Annotated in this window: 14 protein-coding genes and 1 pseudogene; 8 read left to right on the forward strand and 7 right to left on the reverse strand. The window is 66.0% G+C overall.

Annotated elements, in window-relative coordinates; all coding sequences use genetic code 11:
- The first annotated feature begins 88 nt into the window (after nucleotides 1-88).
- Both L0C25_RS00765 and L0C25_RS00770 read left to right on the forward strand, forming a co-directional pair.
- Nucleotides 89-1717, forward strand: a complete 1629-nt coding sequence (locus L0C25_RS00765; RefSeq protein WP_271634466.1) for a helix-turn-helix transcriptional regulator — start codon at nucleotides 89-91, stop codon at nucleotides 1715-1717.
- A gap of 41 nt (nucleotides 1718-1758) precedes the next feature.
- Complete coding sequence (locus tag L0C25_RS00770) at nucleotides 1759-2331, forward strand: nitroreductase family protein (RefSeq protein ID WP_271634467.1); 573 nt, start codon at nucleotides 1759-1761, stop codon at nucleotides 2329-2331.
- A gap of 43 nt (nucleotides 2332-2374) precedes the next feature.
- Here L0C25_RS00770 and L0C25_RS00775 read toward each other — a convergent pair whose 3' ends face one another.
- From L0C25_RS00775 to L0C25_RS00785, 3 genes are all read right to left on the reverse strand, one after another.
- Nucleotides 2375-3511: a calcium-binding protein gene (locus L0C25_RS00775; RefSeq protein WP_271634468.1), complete on the reverse strand. Its 1137-nt coding sequence runs from the start codon at nucleotides 3509-3511 to the stop codon at nucleotides 2375-2377.
- 225 nt (nucleotides 3512-3736) lie between these two features.
- A complete protein-coding gene (locus tag L0C25_RS00780) occupies nucleotides 3737-6361 on the reverse strand; it encodes a M14 family zinc carboxypeptidase (protein ID WP_271634469.1) in 2625 nt (874 codons plus the stop codon).
- 258 nt (nucleotides 6362-6619) lie between these two features.
- Nucleotides 6620-7273 (reverse strand): GntR family transcriptional regulator, encoded by a 654-nt coding sequence (locus L0C25_RS00785; RefSeq protein WP_271634470.1) that lies wholly within the window; start codon nucleotides 7271-7273, stop codon nucleotides 6620-6622.
- 109 nt (nucleotides 7274-7382) lie between these two features.
- On the opposite strand from L0C25_RS00785, the gene L0C25_RS00790 reads away from it, so the two are divergent.
- From L0C25_RS00790 to cuyB, 3 genes are read left to right on the forward strand one after another with little or no spacing between them, the layout of a single operon-like run.
- Nucleotides 7383-8852: a Na+/H+ antiporter NhaC family protein gene (locus L0C25_RS00790; RefSeq protein WP_271634471.1), complete on the forward strand. Its 1470-nt coding sequence runs from the start codon at nucleotides 7383-7385 to the stop codon at nucleotides 8850-8852.
- Between the two features lie 21 nt (nucleotides 8853-8873).
- Entirely contained in the window at nucleotides 8874-9884 is a 1011-nt protein-coding gene (gene cuyA, locus L0C25_RS00795) for a D-cysteate sulfo-lyase (protein WP_271634472.1), read from the forward strand.
- Entirely contained in the window at nucleotides 9877-10581 is a 705-nt protein-coding gene (cuyB, locus tag L0C25_RS00800; protein WP_271634473.1) for a cysteate racemase, read from the forward strand. Before cuyA ends, cuyB begins: the two co-directional genes overlap by 8 nt.
- 307 nt (nucleotides 10582-10888) lie before the next feature.
- Here cuyB and L0C25_RS00805 read toward each other — a convergent pair.
- The 4 genes and pseudogenes from L0C25_RS00805 to L0C25_RS24060 all read right to left on the reverse strand — a co-directional run.
- Nucleotides 10889-11383: pseudogene (locus L0C25_RS00805) on the reverse strand (IS701 family transposase); the annotation flags it as partial.
- A gap of 225 nt (nucleotides 11384-11608) precedes the next feature.
- The gene (locus L0C25_RS00810; protein WP_271634474.1) at nucleotides 11609-11947 is read right to left on the reverse strand and encodes a DUF305 domain-containing protein; all 339 of its coding nucleotides are present in this window, start codon (nucleotides 11945-11947) and stop codon (nucleotides 11609-11611) included.
- 294 nt (nucleotides 11948-12241) lie between these two features.
- Nucleotides 12242-12850, reverse strand: a complete 609-nt coding sequence (locus L0C25_RS00815; protein WP_271634475.1) for a DUF305 domain-containing protein — start codon at nucleotides 12848-12850, stop codon at nucleotides 12242-12244.
- Between the two features lie 71 nt (nucleotides 12851-12921).
- Nucleotides 12922-13329: a DUF6153 family protein gene (locus tag L0C25_RS24060; protein WP_408641660.1), complete on the reverse strand. Its 408-nt coding sequence runs from the start codon at nucleotides 13327-13329 to the stop codon at nucleotides 12922-12924.
- A gap of 485 nt (nucleotides 13330-13814) precedes the next feature.
- On the opposite strand from L0C25_RS24060, the gene L0C25_RS00820 reads away from it, so the two are divergent.
- From L0C25_RS00820 to L0C25_RS00830, 3 genes are all read left to right on the forward strand, one after another.
- Nucleotides 13815-14792, forward strand: coding sequence for an ArsR/SmtB family transcription factor (locus L0C25_RS00820; protein WP_271634476.1), 978 nt, complete (start codon nucleotides 13815-13817; stop codon nucleotides 14790-14792).
- Between the two features lie 143 nt (nucleotides 14793-14935).
- Entirely contained in the window at nucleotides 14936-16225 is a 1290-nt protein-coding gene (locus L0C25_RS00825; RefSeq protein WP_271634477.1) for a threonine synthase, read from the forward strand.
- A gap of 111 nt (nucleotides 16226-16336) precedes the next feature.
- Nucleotides 16337-16960, forward strand: a complete 624-nt coding sequence (locus tag L0C25_RS00830) for a transporter substrate-binding domain-containing protein (protein WP_271634478.1) — start codon at nucleotides 16337-16339, stop codon at nucleotides 16958-16960.
- The last annotated feature ends 1 nt before the right edge of the window (nucleotide 16961 follow it).

Here is a 16961-nt window from a genome sequence, read left to right on the forward strand (position 1 = left end):
CACCTGCGGGAGCGGCGCGACCATTCCGTCCGAGTACGCCCGCGAATCCACGCAGCGCCCTACTCTCGTGAAGGAGAAGGGTGCAGCCATGAGTGCGGTCGACGATCTCCTGCAGGCGCGCGAGATGTACGAGCGCGGCGACTGGGCGGGCGCATTCGCCGCGTGGTCGCAGGTCGGCCTCGAGCGGCTCGACGTCGCCGACCTCGATCGCCTCGCAACGGCCACCCATCTTCTCGGCCACCGCGACGAGTGCATCGCGGCACTACAACACGCCTACGCCCTGTGCGGGAAGGCCGGCGACGTCGCGCAGGCCGTCAGATCTGCGTTCCGGCTGGCGATGGTGCTCATGACCGGCGGCGATAGCACGGTCGCCGCCGGCTGGACTGCGCGCGCCGAGAACCTGCTGGAGGAGATCGACGGGCCGGTCGTCGAGCACGGCTACGTCCGGTTCCTGCAGACCATGCGCCACCTGGGCACCGGCGACCTGGGCCAGGCGGCCGCCTGTGCGCAGGACGTCGTGGCGTGCGGGCGGCGCTTCGACGACGCTGACCTGATCGCGATCGGGCTGTCCGCGCATGGGCGGATCGCGATGTATACGGGACGGGTATCCGAGGGCCTGACGTTGTTCGACGAGGCGATGGCAGGCGTGGTCGCAGGTGAGGTCTCGCCGATATTCGCGGGGCACACCTACTGCGTGATGATCGAGGGTTGTCAGGAGGTCTCCGATCTGGGCCGTGCCGACCAGTGGACCGCCGCCCTCACGCACTGGTGCGAGGCGCAACCGAACCTCATCGCCTTCACCGGCCAGGCCGCGGTGCACCGCGGCCAGATCCTGGCGCTGCACGGCGCCTACGCCGAGGCGATCGAGGAGTTCGATCATGCCGTGCGGCGGTACTCAGAGGCCGGTACGCCCGTCGCCGCCGGCCAGGCGCTGGCAGAGCGAGGCGACGTACTCCGCCTGCTCGGAGATCTGCGCGGTGCGGAAGCGAGCTACGCGGCGTCGGCCGACCGCGGGTACGAGCCTCAGCCGGGACTCGCACTGCTGTGGGCGGCACAGGGCCGCGGCAGTGCAGCGACGGCCGCGGTCCAGCGGCTGCTCGCCGAACGACTCGACCCGGTGGCCCGCTCACGGCTCCTACCAGAGGCGATCTCGGTCGTCGGGTCCGCCGACACATCGGTCGACGTGGCGGCTCTCGCCGACGAGCTCGACGCCATCGCCACGAACTTCGGATGCACTGCCCTCCTCGCCGCTGCGGCACACGCGCGTGGACGGATGCAGATCGCGGGTTCGGATCCTGCGGGCTCGCTCCCGTACCTGCGGAAGGCCGCGGGCCTCTGGTCCGCGCTCGACTGCCCGTACGAGGTTGCACGGGTGGATACGGACACCGGCGTGGCCTTACGGCTGCTCGGAGACGCGGAATCGGCGACACATGCGCTCACGACCGCGCGCGCGACCTTCGCCCGGCTGGGCACCCAACCGCGGGTTGTCGAGGTCGACCGGCTGTTGGCTCCCGGGGCGCTTCCCAACGGCTTGACCGCACGCGAAGCCGACGTCCTCCGGCTTGTCGCGCGCGGCCAGACCAACGCAGCGATCGCCGCCGAACTCGTACTCAGCGAGAAGACCGTCGCCCGGCACCTGAGCAACATCTTCGCCAAGCTCGATGTCACGTCGCGCACGGCCGCGGCGGCGTTCGCGTTCGAACACGACCTGGTCTGAGCGGTGGGAATTCTGGGCGGCTCGATTTTGCTGCCTTCATCGTGACTGCCGACGGCACCCCACCGCTTTCAGAGCTCCACGACCTCCTTCGTACGAGGTTCAGCCCGCTCGCGTTCGACCCGCGCCACTCGCTTAGCAGTGCCGAGGTCGACCTACTGCTCGAGGCGGCACGATGGGCCCCGTCGGCGGGCAACTCTCAGCCTTGGGCATTCGTGGCCGAGAGGCGGGGTGAACCGGCCCACGCGCAGCTCGTACGCCACCTCGCCGGAAGCTCGCGGCGATGGGCTTCGTCGGCGTCGGTCCTGATCGTCAACATCTCGCACCGCTTCGTCGACGACACGACGATGGAGTACTCGGAGTTCGCCGACTACGACCTCGGCCAGGCCGTCGCCCACCTGACGCTGCAGGCGCAGGCGATGGGGCTGGCATGCCGGCAGTTCCGCGCGTTCGACCTCCCAGCGCTTTCGGAGGAGCTGTCCGTCTCCCCGGGGTGGTTCATCGTGTCGATGGTCGCGGTCGGAGTCCCGGCCGGCCCCGGCGCGCCTCAACGCGACCGTAGAACACTGCGTTCCCTGGTCACGGCGCCGTTCACCGACGGCGACGACGACGTGTGAACCGTGCCGATGCGGCAGAGTTGGGCGCGCCCGTACACGTACGTCAGTCCTCGCAGTTGGTCTTTCGTTCGACGTCGGGGCAGGCGTCTACGCCACCTTGACCGTCCGCCTGGTCGTCGCCGGGCCCGCCGTCGAGCCGATCGTCTGCGTCGGTGCCGTTGAGGTGGTCGTTTCCTCCTCCGCCCGAGGCGTCGTCGGCCCCGCCACCGGAGTACCGGTCACCGAGCACGTCGTTACCGTCGCCGAGCCTGATCTTGTCGGTGCCCGCGATGTCGTCCACACCGTCGTTGCCCTTGCCCGTGTATACGGTGTCGTCGCCGTAGTACGACTCGACCGAGTCGGAGCCCGCACCTGTGTGGATGATGTCGTCACCACCCTTGCGGGGAACGCAACACAGGACATCGCCATAGACCTCGTCGCTGCCCGCACCCGTACGAATCCGATCGTCGCCAAGGCCGCCTTCGACGTAGCTGTCACCTACGCGGTCGGTGATGCGGTCATCGCCGTCGCCGCCGTAGTAGCCGTCGCCGATGATGCCGTCGCGGCCGGGGCCGCCGAGGATCGTGTCGTCACCATCGCCGCCCTGCACCCAGTCGTTGCCACCACGAGCGTCGACGAAGTCGCGCCCTGGGCCTGCGGAGAACTCGTCACTCTGCGACGAGCCGATCAGTCGGTCGCTACCCGCCGTCGCCTTGACGATCTCGATGTCCCGGCGAATGACGTCGCGACCGATACTGCCGCCGGTCGCCCGGCGCTTCGCCAGCCGGACCTTGATCGGTCGCGGTTCACTGCCGTAGTCGGCGTAGTCGTCGCCACGTCCGTCACCGCCCGAAAGCGAGTCTCGCCCCGGGCCGCCGACCAGTCGGTCGCCGACGTAGTAGATCGGCTCGTCGATGTATGTCGAGTCACCCTGGCCGAGAAGTCGGTCGTTGCCCTTGCCCCCGACGAGACGATCGCCGCCCCGTCCGCCGCACACAAGGTCGTTGCCGCCGCGCGCATGCACGGTGTCTCGCCCGCGGCCGGCAACGATCACGTCTCGGCCCCGAGTGCCCACGAGCTTCTCGCCGGCCTTCGTACCGACGATCGTCGCCACCTTGCCACCGCACTTCGGTGCGCCCGCCTGCGCGGACCCGGCGTGCGCCGGACTCATCACGGCCAACGGCAAACACGCTGCCAGCACGACGATTCCTAGATGTTTCCTCATCTTTGATGCCCCCTTGGTTGTCCCCCCACAACGGCGTCATCAACCGCCGTGAGGGACCATACCCGCAGATCGGGGCACGCGCAGCCGGACAAGAAAGATCGACGGACGGTGCGTCACGACCGCGCGACGTACGTGAGCCGGCGAGTGACATGGAGGCACGGCCGGCGCCGTATGAACGCGCCGGCCGTGCCAGGTCTCGGACTACTGCCGAAGTGCGGTCTCGACCCCGTGGGCACTGACGTGCGTCGACGGGCCGTGGTAGATCGCGTTGAACAGCAGCTTCCCCGGTTCGCGCGACCAGGTACGGAAGGTCGGCTCGCTGCCGAAGGTGACGACGGTCCCCTTGCCGATGTCGTGCGCCACCACGTTCGCCTTGCCGTTGAGGTACTCGCCACCGATCAGCCAGCCGCTCCGCAACTGCTTGCCGGAGGCCGGGAACGAGGACACGACGTCGCCGCCGCTGACCTCGTACGCCTGGTCGTCTTCGCCGAACCAGACCGGCGTGTTGCGCCGCATGCCCCATGCGATCGGATCGCTGGTGTCGAACCGCTGCCTGAGGATGCTTCCGGGGCTGTAGTACTTCGTACTGTCGTCCGGCAGCGCGGGTTCGATCGGCAGCGAGAACAGCTTCTTGGCGGTATCGACCGAGTCGCCGATCGTCAGCAGCGTGCCACCGTTGCGTACGAACCGTCGCAGCTCTCGCCAGCCGGCCTGTCCGACTCCGTATGCCCACGACCACCGCTTCGGGTAGGCGTCTCGGTCGAGTCCCTCGACGAGTACCTCCTTGGAGATGCCTGCCGGGAACACGATCGTGTCGTACTGGTCGTTCAAATCGCCGTCGAAGTCCTGCGCGGCGACCTCGGTGAAGTCCGTCTCGTACTGCTCGAACAGCCACTTCATCCAGCCGCCCGGCATGTTGTCGATGCCGCGGTACAAGCCGATGCGGGTGCCGGCCTTGAGCTTCTCCGCGGGCACACGCGGGGCGGCATCGACGCCGTAGACCGGGATCCCGGTCTTCTCCGATGCCGTCGCCAGCGCGTCCTGCGCCTCCTCGGTCGGTTCGACGATGAACGTACCGGCCGGGAATCGCCGACCGTCCGCCGAGAACGCCCGGGTGGACCGCAGCGTCGCCGCGTCGGCCTGCTGCAGCTCGGCCATGACGATTGCCGACCCGTACGACTGCGGACCCACGAGGTACGCGCCACCGGGGCTCTCCGGGACCGACGGGCTTGCCGGCTCCACCTCGGACACCTCGGTGGTGGTCGCGTCGAACGGTTCCTGCAGCGTGTCGACGGTGACGCCGAGCAGCATCGGAAGCGTCTGCGCGGTCACGTCGTACGGCGGCTGCGGTGGTCCGCCCGGGTACTCACGCAGGTTCGGGTAGTGCTGCACCTCGAGCAGCGTCTTCGCCCAGCGGCCGAACGGCTGTGCGTACTCGACGATCCACGAACCGGCGGCGTACTTCTCACCGCCCGCGGTGAACGATTCGGTCGCCTTCTTCAGCTCGACGTCGCCCGTCTGCAACAGCTCGAGCATCTCGTAGGTCGCGAACGGATCGCGCTGGTCGCCCGGCACCACGAACGCGAACGGCTTGTCGGGTCCGGGTCGTACGGCGCGGCGCTGCGTTCGGTAGAAGTTGTAGAGCCATTCGTCGGAGTACGTGGCGACGTTGCTCATCCCGGCGAATGCCGCGGTGTCCAGGTAATCGACGATCTGCGACAGCGACCACGTGGACTTGTCGTACGGCTCGATGAAGTTCGTGTCCATCTCCTGCGGGCCGAGTGGCTTGCCGTCCTCGCTCTCGTAGGTGTAGGCGAGGTCCTTCGCGCTCGCCGCCTCGGTGAGCAGCCGGGGCGCACCGTGGTACGCCATGTAGTGCCGCGACGGTGTCCAGTAGTCGTAGATGTCGCCCCACAGCACGCCCTTCTTTCCTTCGGCTGTCAGGCCACGCGTCATCTCCATCCCGGCAGAGTTCGTCTGCTGCACCGTGATCGGGTCGATATTGGGATCGTTCGGTGCGAGATACGGCGGCGTGAACAGGCGTGGGCCGGTCGGGCCCATCTGGTGCATGTTGTGTACGACCTGAGGCCGGTACTCGTTCTGCAGCCCGACGCTGATCCGAGACTCCTTCTGCGTCAGCATGAACCAGTCGCGGTTGTCGTCGTGCCCGGTGTACTTGTGGTAGAGATCGGGATACGTGCGGTCGTACTTCGTGCCGGCGGTCTCGTTGAAGTAGTCGCCGACCCATTTCGTGCCGTCTGGGTTCTCGGCCGGGACGATCAGGACGACCGAGTCGTCCAGGATCTCGTCGATCGTCGTTGAGTTCTCGGTCGCCAACCGGTACAGGACGTTCGGGATCGACTGTGCGGTCCCCACCTCGGTCGAGTGGATCGCCGCGGCGAGCATGTACACCGGCTTGCCCTCGGCGGCGAGCTCCTTCGCCTCGTCCTCGGGGAGCCCTCTCGGATCCGCCAAGCGCTGGTTGATCTCCTTTATCCGATCGAGGTTCTCGAGATTCTCCGGCGAGCTGACCGTCAGCACCGGGAACGGAAGCCCCGCGCTGGTCGTACCGCGCTCCTCGTACAGCACCCGGTCGGACTCGTCGGCGATCATCTTGTAGTACGCGACGATGTCGTCCCACCGGGCGAGCTTGCCCTCGGCGCCCATCTCGAACCCGAAGTAGTCCTCGGGGCTGTCGAGCCCCGCGGCGGGAGCCTGGGAGCTCAGCACGCTCGCGCTCACGCCGCCGGTCAGGAGCGGGGTGAGAAGAGCGACGAACGCGAACGTCGCGGCGAGCAGGTACCGCGCTGTCTTGGTAGGTGTCATGGGATCCTCCCGGCGAAGAAGCTGGCACCCGGCAGGGAGTCGTACCCCGCAGGGTCTCGCGATCGCGACACTTGGACGGCCCATACGCATCGGCTTCCGACGCACGTACGAACAGCACCGCGTATTCGATTTTTGATTGAAAGTGACTCTAAGGTCATCCGCCCGATGGGTCAAGAGCATCGTCGTCGCCGGCACTGGGCCGTTCGGCCGGATGTGGCGTCGGTGCGTACGGAGTCTTACGCTGCTCGGACGTCCGGGTCAGCCAAGCAGCTCGGCGAGCGCCGCACTCGCAAGGCGCACGTGCCGCCGGGTGGCGCTGGCCGCCGCGCGGGAGTCGCCGGCGCGGATCGCGTCGACTATCTCGAGGTGCTCGTCGAGCGAAGCCTCGGGCCGACCGGGCGCACGGGCCGAGATGTTGTTTCCGATCCGCAGCTGGCCGGCGAGGTTCTCACAGACGGCCGCAAGTCGATGGTTCCCCGAGCCGTACCAAATGGTCCGGTGGAACCTCATGTCGAGTTCTGCGTACGAATCGATGTCGCCCTTGCGGACGAAGCGTCGTTGCTCTTTGAGCAGGCCGTCGAGGGTCTCCACCAAGGCGTCACGGTCGGGCGCACGCGCAGCGCGTCGTGACGCGATCGTATCGACCGCTTCGCGGACCTCGTAGATGTCGAGCATGTCGTCGCGACCGAGGGTCGGAACGAAGTAGCCCCGGTGTTCGTGGCCCTCCAACATTCCCTGGCGTTCGAGGGTCGCCAGCGCGGTCCGAATCGGCGTCGGAGAGAGATCCAGCCGGTCGGCGAGCGGTCTCACCGTCAGCCGCGAACCGGGCGCGAGCTCGCCGGACAGGATCATCGTCCTGATCTCGTCGTACGCGATCGAGACGTAGCTAGGACGCCGAGACCTCACTGCCATAGCACGAAGACTAACAATGTTGTCCCATGAACCGGCGGCATTTGACGCGGTCTGCCCCTCTGCGGTCGCCCGCCGGCTTCGCACCCAGCTCCTACCCTTGACCCGCTCGATGGATGAGCCTAAGGTCATTTTCAATCAAAAATCGAAAATGGGTTGGCTGATGGACGAGATGACTACTGAACCGACGACTCGGGTACGGATGTTGGGCGGACCGGCAGGTGCGGTCGTTCCGGCGTTGGTGTTCGTCGGCGTGCTCGTGTGGCTTTCGGCCGCCGAGCGTGCCACGATCACGGGATTCTGGGTCGGAGGCTGGGCGGCGATCGTCGCCGGGCTGATGCTCACGACCACGCGACGTGCGTACGCAGACTCGATCGTGCGTGGGATGTCCGACAAGACGGGCGTCGTGATCATCGTCGCCTTCATCTTCGCGGGCGTCTTCGGAACCTTGCTCGAGGGCGGCGGGCTCGTCGAGGGTCTGCTGTGGCTGGGTCTCGAGACCGGACTGCAGGGCGGTGCGTTCGTCGTCCTTGCCTTCGTCCTGGCGTGCCTGTTCGCGGCCGGCACCGGGACGAGCGTCGGCACGGTGATCGCGATGACGCCGGTTCTCTACCCGACAGGTGTGTTCCTCGGCGCCGACCCGACCATGATGGCGGTTGCGGTGATCGCAGGTGGTGCGTTCGGAGACAACATCGCGCCGGTCTCGGACTCCACGATCAGCTCGGCCTACACCGCGCAGGCGGAGATGGGTGACGTGGTCAGGTCCCGGCTGCCGCTCTCGTTGTCCGCGGCGGCGGCAGCGGCGGTGGTGTTCGCGGTCTTCGGCGGCGGTGGATCGGTAAGCGAGCGTGCGACCAGCGCCGACCCGTCGGCCGTGGGCCTGGTGATGATCATCCCGTTCGCGCTGGTCATCCTGCTTGCCATGCGGCGAAACCACATCATCGTGGCGTTGGCCTGGGGCAGCGTTGCCACTATCGCGATCGGTCTGCTCGCCGGGCAGATGTCGGCGAGCGACGTGTTCTCCATTCCGGCGACGTCGGGCGACTCGACCGGCCTCGTCGAGGACGGCATCTCGGGTGTGACCGGCGCCGTCATCCTGGTCCTCTTCATCCTTGCCCTTGCACAGCTGCTCGCCGACAGTGGTCTGATGGCACGTCTCCTCGCACGACTGCAGAGCCGCGCCGCGAGAGGCGTACGAAGCGCTGAGTTCGCGATCTGGACGATCACCTTGCTGTTCACCGTTCCACTGGGCGCGAACGCACCGGCGATCCTGCTCGTCGGACCGACCCTCGCACGGCCACTGGGCCGAGCCCATGGCCTCGCACCCGCGCGGATCGCCAACCTGATGGACTGTAGCGCGAACACCGTGTTCTACATGCTGCCGTGGCACAACGCCGTGATCGTCTGGTATGCGACCGTCCAGGCGACCGCCGGCGACCACGACCTCCCCGTGCCGTCGCTGGGATCGGCCGCACTCAACCCGTACGCGTGGGCTTTGATCGTGGTGATGCTCTTTTCGATCTTCACCGGATGGAACCGACGCTATGCGCCGGCGCCCGACCTGGCCCGCGACGAAGCCTGACCAACGAATCCAAGGAGAACAATGCACCTCGCACGCATCCCCCGTCGGAGGTACACGCACGGGCCGACGCCGATCGAGCACCTGCCCAGGCTCAGCGAGCACCTCGCGGGTCCGCAGATCTACATCAAACGAGACGACCTGCTCGGTCTCGCTGCCGGCGGCAACAAGACCCGCAAGCTCGAGTTCCTCGTCGCCGACGCGCTCGCATCCGGCGCGAACACCCTCGTCACGACGGGCGCCGTGCAGTCCAACCACTGCCGGCTGACGCTCGCGGCAGCCGTGAAGGAAGGTCTGCGATGCCGGCTCGTACTCGAGGAGCGCGTCGCGGGCTCGTACTCCCCCGACGCCAGCGGCAACAACCTGCTGTTCCACCTGCTCGGCGTCGACGACGTGACGGTCGTCCCCGCTGGCACGGACCTCGACGCGGCGATGCAGCAGGTGGCTGACCAAATCACCGCCGACGGCGGCAAGCCCTACGTGGTTCCGGGCGGCGGCTCGAACGCGCTCGGCGCCCTCGGCTACGTCTCGTGCGCCGAGGAAATGCTCGCCCAGACGAGCGACATGGGCCTGCCTCTCGACCACATCGTCTGCGCAAGCGGATCCGGCGGCACCCACGCCGGGCTCGTGGCCGGTCTGTACGGGAACCAAGCCGGCATCCCGTTGACCGGCATCAGCGTACGGGCGGAGCGGGCGGCGCAGGAGACAAAGCTGCATACCCTCGCCAACGCGACCTCGCGGTTGGCCGGAGCCGAGCGCGAAGTGCCGGCCGATGCGATCACCGTGCGCGACGAGTACGTAGGGCCGGGATACTCGCTGCCGACTCCCGAGATGTCCGCGGCGATCCAACTGTTCGCACGAACGGAGGGAATCCTGCTCGACCCGGTGTACACCGGCAAGACCGCCGCCGGACTGGTCGACCTCGTTCGCACGGGTGAGCTCGGCTCCGACGGCAACGTGCTGTTCGTCCACACCGGCGGCTCTCCCGCGCTATACGCGTATCAGGACGTCGTACTCGCCGAGCCCGATGAGTAACGACGTCCGACCGTCGCGAGTCGTCGGCATCCTCGGCGGGATGGGCCCAGCGGCGACGGTCGACTTCTACGACAAGTTGGTCCGCGCGACTCCCGCGCGGAGTGACCACGAGCATCTGCGCGTCGTCATCTGGTCCGACCCGACGGTCCCGAACCGCCACGAGGCCGTGCGCGGAACCGGTGAGGACCCGACGCCCTCCCTCGAATACGGCATCGCCCAGCTCCTTCAGGCGGGCGCGGAGATCATCGTGGCACCGTGCAACACCGTGCACGCTTTCCTGCCGGCGCTCCTGGTCGACAAGGACGTCGAGTTCCTGAGCATCATCGATACCGCGGTCGACGCGGTCGTCCAGACTGATCGAGGGCACCGGATCGGAATCCTCGCGGCGGACGGTGCCATCGAATGCGAGCTCTACCAGACCGCCCTGCGCACGGCAGGCAAGGAGGCCGTCGTACTGTCCGACACGTCGCAGCGCCGACTGATGGAGACGATCTTCCGGCTGAAGGCGGGGCCACCCGAAGAGTCCGACGTACGTTCGCTCACCGCAGCCCTCGACGAGCTCGAGCGGTCGGGCGTCACGACCGCGGTCGTCGGATGCACCGAGCTGACGCTGCTCATCGGCAGCGTCCAGACACGACTGCAGCTGGTGGACGCCTCACAGGCCCTCGCCCGCCGAACCGTCGAGCGAGCGCACTGAGCCTGCTCCGGTATCGAGGGGGTGCCTTGCCCGCTATGCCCGAGAAGCCGCGGAATCCCGGCGAGAAGCTCCCCCGACTGGACTCGAACCAGTAACCTGCCGGTTGAATTCTCAGCAAGGACACCTGGTCCTGCGATTTCAGCAGATTCGCAGGTCAGAGGCCGTTGAGAGTGCTGGTGCAGGTCGACTACAGATGACCCGGAATGACCAATTGTTGCTGAACTAGAACGGTGTTTAGAACGTAGCACCCGTCAATTCGGTGCACTCTCATCTGCGTCGCATCGTTGCTGAGGCCACAGCGGCCGACTTGCGCCGCCGCAGCGTGGATCGCGAACTCGACGTCGGCTGGCACTCCAGCCCGGCTGCGACGCTCGACATCGCCTGCCCAGGACTTCGGGCAGATACAACGCCCGGTCGATCAGCGCGTGCCCCGACTGCTCGCATAGGTCAGATACACCGCGACCTGCGCGTTCTCGACCCGACCGGCGGTCCCGGTGTACTGGCGCTGCACCCCGACCGTGTGGGTGCCCTTCTTTCAGATCACCGGTCTCGTCAACCACGAGCACCGCGTCGTCGTCGCCGAGGTGCTCGACGACATGGTCGCGTACATATCGCGCACGCCGTCGTGGTCCCAGATCGCCTTACGCAGTAGGTGCTGCATCCCGTCCGGGCTGACATCTCCGGCGTGTTCGGACAGCGTCCAGCAGTTCTTCGCCGGCACCTCAGACAGCAGCCCAAGCAGCAGATCCCGCGCATGCCTACGCGGTTCGACCCGTACGAAACGACCCGCAATCCGTCCCATCAGGTCGTCGAAATGCGCCCGCCACCGCGCCGGGTCTAGGCTATGGCCCGCGGCCACCGCAACATCATCTGGAGTCTTCACAAACCCGGCATGATCACGCGGTGGCCGCGCGACGTCACGCCGCCACGCCCAACATCACGAAGTCCGGCTGTCGTACTAGGCGCGATAGTAGCTGATTGGTCGCGGTGTGGTTGCCCACTGCCGGGCCGGCCGCGCCAACGCCGGTCAGTCGATGAGACGTTGGGCAGCTCTGCGCAACTTGGCTTCGACGTCGCGGAGCGAGGCCGCGAGATCGGTCGCGCCTTCGTGCGTGCCCTCATCGGATTCGGAGCGCCATATCTCTGCGCCGTTGTCGAGGTGCTCGGCCAAGGCTGTGAGGTACAGGCGGTCGAAGCGTGCACCGTCGGCAGTGGACAAGCGGCTGATCGTGACGTCGTCGAACCCTCCCTGTTCCGCGCTGTCGTGGTCGACGTCTGCGTCATGTCCAACGGCCGCTCCTTGCTTGCCCCAGGACAAGACCCACCCGGCGACCTTGTCGGCGCCCGGCCCGTGGGTGTCGATCACGCGCCGTGTGCGAGTCGGCGCACGGCTGGGGCGTCGGCTCGCTGGACGGCGGTTTGGGCGGTCGTTACCGTGATTGTCAGGTGCTGCCCGCCGCGCAGTACGAACTCGACATCGGCGTCATTGAATGGTTTCGAGGTCGCCGGATCATCCTCGCCGCCGCAGGCCGAGATGGCGAGGGTGAGGATTGCGACGATTACGGCGGACCGCACGTTTGGCCGACGCTTCACTCCACTACTCCTTGCTGCTCAGGAACGTGGGGGTGGCGGGCGGAGGTGCCCGCCACCCGTCCGCCGCTCACGATCCAAGGATCGATTTCATCGTCTGGATCTCCTGTGACTGCGATTTGGCGATCTGGTCGGCAAGATCGATTGCGGCGGCGAACTTGCCGTTCTGCTGTTCGGCCTGGGCCATTTCGATAGCGCCGCGGTGGTGGGCGATCATCATCGTGAGGAAGGCACGGTCGAATTTGGGTCCGGCTAAGCCCTCCAGGCGGCTCATCTGCTGGTCGCTCATCATGCCGGGCATCGAATCCATGTCACCCGAACCGTGGTCCATGCCTTCCATGCCTTCCATGTCCTCCATGTCTGGAGTAACGGGCTCGCCCCAGTCCTCGAGCCAGCCCGTCATGACCTTGATCTCGGGACCTTGGGCCGCCTCGATGTCGGTGGCCAACGATTTGACTCGCTCATCGAAGGTGTGGGATTCCACGAGATCGGCCATCATGACCGCCTGGCGGTGGTGCGGGATCATCTGTTGGGCGAACTCAACGTCGGCACTGTTGAACGCGCTCGACTGCGACGACGAGGAACCGGTCGGCGGCGACTGTGAGTCATCGCCGCCGCACCCGGCCAGTAGGGCGGAAGCCCCGAGGGTTGCTGCTGCGATTGCAAGTTTGTAACGCATCTCTGTCTCCTTGAGGGGTTTGTGTGCATGCCAAGTGGGCGGTCCGGCAGGTGTGTCGGACCGATGATCACTCAGCACCTCAAGATCGACAGGGAGATCAGTGACGGTGGCGGCCGCGGACGCGAGATGATGGGAGCTGCGCCGTTTCGGACTCGTCGCATCGGGACGGCCCAACCGTGCCCAAGGCGGCAAGACCGCGCAATGACCCATACCGTCCCGGCGAAGACCAGCACAGCCAGACAAAGTGCCAACAGTCCGTGCTGCTCGGACGGACTGGTCCCGTCGTCACCGGCGTGCACCATGAGTCGATCGTCCGGGTGCTCGGCGTAGGTGGCTTCGTCGGCGGCCGCGGTGGCAGTGGTCGTCGCCGCACTGTGGCTTGCCTCGCCGCAGGCTTGCGCTAGAGCATGCATCCCGAGTATGCCGAGAACCAGCGTGCATACCAGCACGACGACGCCACCATGGGGCAGCCTCGTCATCGTCACTAGCCGGGTACGCACGTCAGTCAGCGTAGCGAGTGACAGCGCGTGTTTTGTGCGCCACGGGGGCGCTCGAATGAGTGCCGTCGTCTCACGGTCGCTCGCCCGCAGCGTGGTACCGGGTGCGTCGGAGCAACTCCACTCCCCTGGGTTTGCCGAGCTGTGCTGGCGGTCGTGGTTGTAGAGCCCGTAGCGCCAGTCAAGGGCGTCCCACTACAGGCAGGCAAGCCGGGGTGTCTGAAGTTGGCCTTGACGATGAAGACGTATATGCATAGATTATCCGATCACGATCGATTTTCGATGAAGGGTGGCGAACGTCGTTGCGGCTTGTTCAGGAGGTTGCGAGCACTCGTCCGTCTCGCGGGGAAGATCTCGCGGCCGCAGTTCATCTCGACGGCTCGGTCTGTTACGACTTCGTGGTCAGTTTGCGGGCGTTGCTGAACCCGCGCACGTATACGCGCTCTCGTCGGTGGGCGTCCGGTCAGATGCCACGGCTCAGCGACGGCGTCGCCCAGAAGGCGCGGTTCCTCTTTGAGGGTTACGACACCGCGTTGGGTTATGGCGCGGCTCGAGTGATTCCGCGGATCTCACCGAGTCCGACCCCAGCTGGCCTGATCAAGGGGGTTGCCGACCTGCCGGCCGCCGACCTTGCCGAGTTCATGCTGGATACAGGGGAGACCACACCAGAACGCCTACGCGACTTTCGCGAGATCCTCCAGGGTGGCGAACGGTCGTTGATCCCGCAGGCGGTTAGGGGTCTTCCCGCGGGCTGGGCGGAGCGCTGTCGACGTGTCCTGCTGGAACCCGAGGACGTCCAGGCAGATTTGGTCGAAACCCTCGACGCCTACCTCTCCAACATCTACGGCCAGCACTTGGAATCGGTGACCAACACGGTTGCCGATGCTGCGCGCGTTGGTCGCGAGATGCTCGAGCTTCGTCCCGCCATTGACGTGATCGAGCACCTCACGGGTGGCTATCGGTTGGGCGACGACCTGGAACTGCGGTCCATCACGCTGGCGCCGTCTGTTTTCATCTATCCGTTCATGTCGGCCCGCTTCGATGAACGCACTGGCGAGGCGCTCATTATCTACGGTGTCCGAAGCTCGACGCTGGATGCCTACGCTCCGACGCCGCTGGAAGACGACCTTGTGACGACCCTCAAGGTGTTGGCCGACCCGAACCGATTGACGATCGTGAGGCTACTTGTCGAGCATCCGCTGTACACAAGTGAACTGGTGAGTCGTCTCCGACTCGGTCAGTCAACAGTTCACCATCACCTGGCTCAGTTGCGCGCCGCACGACTGATCCGTCAACAACGTGACCGCCACGGCATGCAGTACTCAGTTCACGCAGCGGCTGCAACCAAGTTCGTCCGCTCCCTAGAGGAGTGGTTGCTTCGCCCGCCTGATGATACGGCGCGCGGACCTGAGAACGACTCCACGACGCCTGCGGGTGGTCAGTAGGGGCGGTCTGGCCTCTACACCCCGCCTACACAAAGGGTCTGGCTCGCCAGATCAGGCGAGCCACGACGCACATTGTCCGAATCTATCTAGCCTCGGGAGGGCATCTTGTCGCACCATCTATCGCAGCGTGGGCTGTGGGGCCGATGACGAGCCTGCGCACTGCGGCGCATGCAGGGATAACACCGTCGCTGGCGACCGGCCAGCGCTGTGTGCACGATCCCCGTCTGACATACGCGTTGTGGCCGCCCTTGACGGCGGGTTGCCCTGGGTGCAGCAACGAGCAGATCGCCTACCCGCTCGAGGTCACCTATGACTACGCCGCCATCGATGCTGGCATGCGAGAAGCGCTGTTCGATCGCACGGCGATCCCTCTGGACGTGCGGGGTTGGGGGCCGCTGCTGCCGCCTTTCGATGCTCGCCTGGGACCGGGTGTGGGGAGTACGCCGCTCATCGACGGTCTCGAAGGACTAGGCGAGGGTGTCCAGGTCTTGGTCAAGGACGAGAGTCGCAACCCGACGTGGAGCCACAAGGACCGCTTGAATCTGATGACTATCAGCGCCGCGGCAGCGTCTGGGGCACCTGGCGTGGTAGTCGCGTCCTCCGGAAACCATGGAGCATCCGCAGCGGCCATGTCCGCCCGCCTCGACCTACCTTGCGTCGTCGTCATGTCCAGTGACGGACCTCCGCTAATGGCGCATTTCGCGGGCGCCTACGGCGCAACGGTCCTCTCGGTGCGCCGCGACGCTCGCTGGCAGGTTGTGCGGGACATCGTTGACAAGCTCGGCTTCCACCCAGTTAGCAATCGGACCGTCACACACACTGGACACCCGTTCGGTCCTGAGGGATACAAGACGATCGCATACGAGCTGTTCATCCAGCTCGGACACAGGCTGCCGTCGGCAGTGTTCATCCCGACCGGTTATGGCGAGCTTCTCTACGGGGTATGGAAGGGCTTCGAGGAACTGCGAATCCTCGACCTGGTCGATTCCGTCCCCGCGCTCTACGCGTGCGAAGTGGCCGGCCGTGGCGTGCTCAAAGCTGCCATTGAACAAGATCAGCCTGCTGTCACGATTGACGAAGCCTCTACAACCGATGCGTTCTCGATCGCGACGACGACGGGCGGGTACCGGGCCACCCACGTTATGCATCGCACCGCGGGCAGCGTCTTGGGTGTCACCGACACCGAGATGGCGATGAGTCAGCGCACGCTTGCGGCCAAGGGGATCTGGCAAGAGCTCTCCGGGGTCGCAGGCGTGGCAGGACTTCAGCAGACACTCCGGCGAGGAGCCACGTTTGATGGCCCGGTCGTTTGCCTCGCCACATCAAGCGGGCTCAAGGACGTACGCACGGGCGTACATCAGCCGATCGAGACAGGCCCGGACTGGTCGAGCATTTCGGGCGAGCTACGGAGGCGGGGGATCCCTGGTACATAACCCGCAGCAGCGGCAGCCGTTCACAACATCGGTCACGGCTGCTGCCACGAAGGACGCTCGGGGACAGAACGACACGGCATCTATCGGTTACGTCCGGAGGAGGACAGCGACATGAGCACGACATGGCCACGACTTGTACCTGTATCCGCACTCGCACTCGCCCTCACCATGAGCTCCTGCACCACTGGAACGACAAGCGGTGAAGCTAACAGCGGCGCGGAAGGAGCGGCATCGCTACCGGCCAGCATTCAAGAGTCAGGGGTGATACGCGTCGGCACCTACGCCGCCTATCCACCGATGACCTTCAAAGACCCCCAGACAGGGGATTATGCCGGCTCCGATATTGAACTGATCGAGGCAGTGGCCGACAAGCTCGGGGTTGCGGTGCAGATCCACGATGTGAAGTTCGAGGGCCTCATCACCGGACTCCAGTCGGATCGCTTCGACGTGGCCATCGGCGCCATCAGTGACACACCCGAACGGCGTCAGCAGGTTGACTTTGTCGACTACGCCAAGGCGTTCTCCGGCATTCTCGTCCAAGACGGGAACCCCGAGAGCATCTACTCCTTCGACGATCTCTGCGGTCACCCAGTCGCCACCGTTGTAGGCAGCTCGCAGGTAGACCAATTGGAACAGCAGTCACGTCAGTGCCAGAAGCAAGACAAGTCACCGATTGACATCTCCGCGGTCACCGACACCGCCCAAGTCGAACTTCGAGGTCCGCGGTGGTCGTAGC

The sequence above is a fragment of the Solicola gregarius genome, from assembly GCF_025790165.1.
GTDB classification, from domain to species: domain Bacteria; phylum Actinomycetota; class Actinomycetes; order Propionibacteriales; family Nocardioidaceae; genus Solicola; species Solicola gregarius.

What these genes read in the sequence shown, in the direction of transcription:
- L0C25_RS00765 (WP_271634466.1), top strand. Translation starts at nt 89, where the DNA reads ATGAGTGCGGTCGACGATCTCCTGCAGGCGCGCGAGATGTACGAGCGC.
- L0C25_RS00780 (WP_271634469.1), bottom strand. Translation starts at nt 6,361, where the DNA reads ATGACACCTACCAAGACAGCGCGGTACCTGCTCGCCGCGACGTTCGCG.
- L0C25_RS00785 (WP_271634470.1), bottom strand. Translation starts at nt 7,273, where the DNA reads ATGGCAGTGAGGTCTCGGCGTCCTAGCTACGTCTCGATCGCGTACGAC.
- L0C25_RS00790 (WP_271634471.1), top strand. Translation starts at nt 7,383, where the DNA reads ATGGATGAGCCTAAGGTCATTTTCAATCAAAAATCGAAAATGGGTTGG.
- cuyA (WP_271634472.1), top strand. Translation starts at nt 8,874, where the DNA reads ATGCACCTCGCACGCATCCCCCGTCGGAGGTACACGCACGGGCCGACG.
- cuyB (WP_271634473.1), top strand. Translation starts at nt 9,877, where the DNA reads ATGAGTAACGACGTCCGACCGTCGCGAGTCGTCGGCATCCTCGGCGGG.
- L0C25_RS00815 (WP_271634475.1), bottom strand. Translation starts at nt 12,850, where the DNA reads ATGCGTTACAAACTTGCAATCGCAGCAGCAACCCTCGGGGCTTCCGCC.
- L0C25_RS24060 (WP_408641660.1), bottom strand. Translation starts at nt 13,329, where the DNA reads ATGACGAGGCTGCCCCATGGTGGCGTCGTCGTGCTGGTATGCACGCTG.
- L0C25_RS00820 (WP_271634476.1), top strand. Translation starts at nt 13,815, where the DNA reads ATGCCACGGCTCAGCGACGGCGTCGCCCAGAAGGCGCGGTTCCTCTTT.
- L0C25_RS00825 (WP_271634477.1), top strand. Translation starts at nt 14,936, where the DNA reads ATGACGAGCCTGCGCACTGCGGCGCATGCAGGGATAACACCGTCGCTG.
- L0C25_RS00830 (WP_271634478.1), top strand. Translation starts at nt 16,337, where the DNA reads ATGAGCACGACATGGCCACGACTTGTACCTGTATCCGCACTCGCACTC.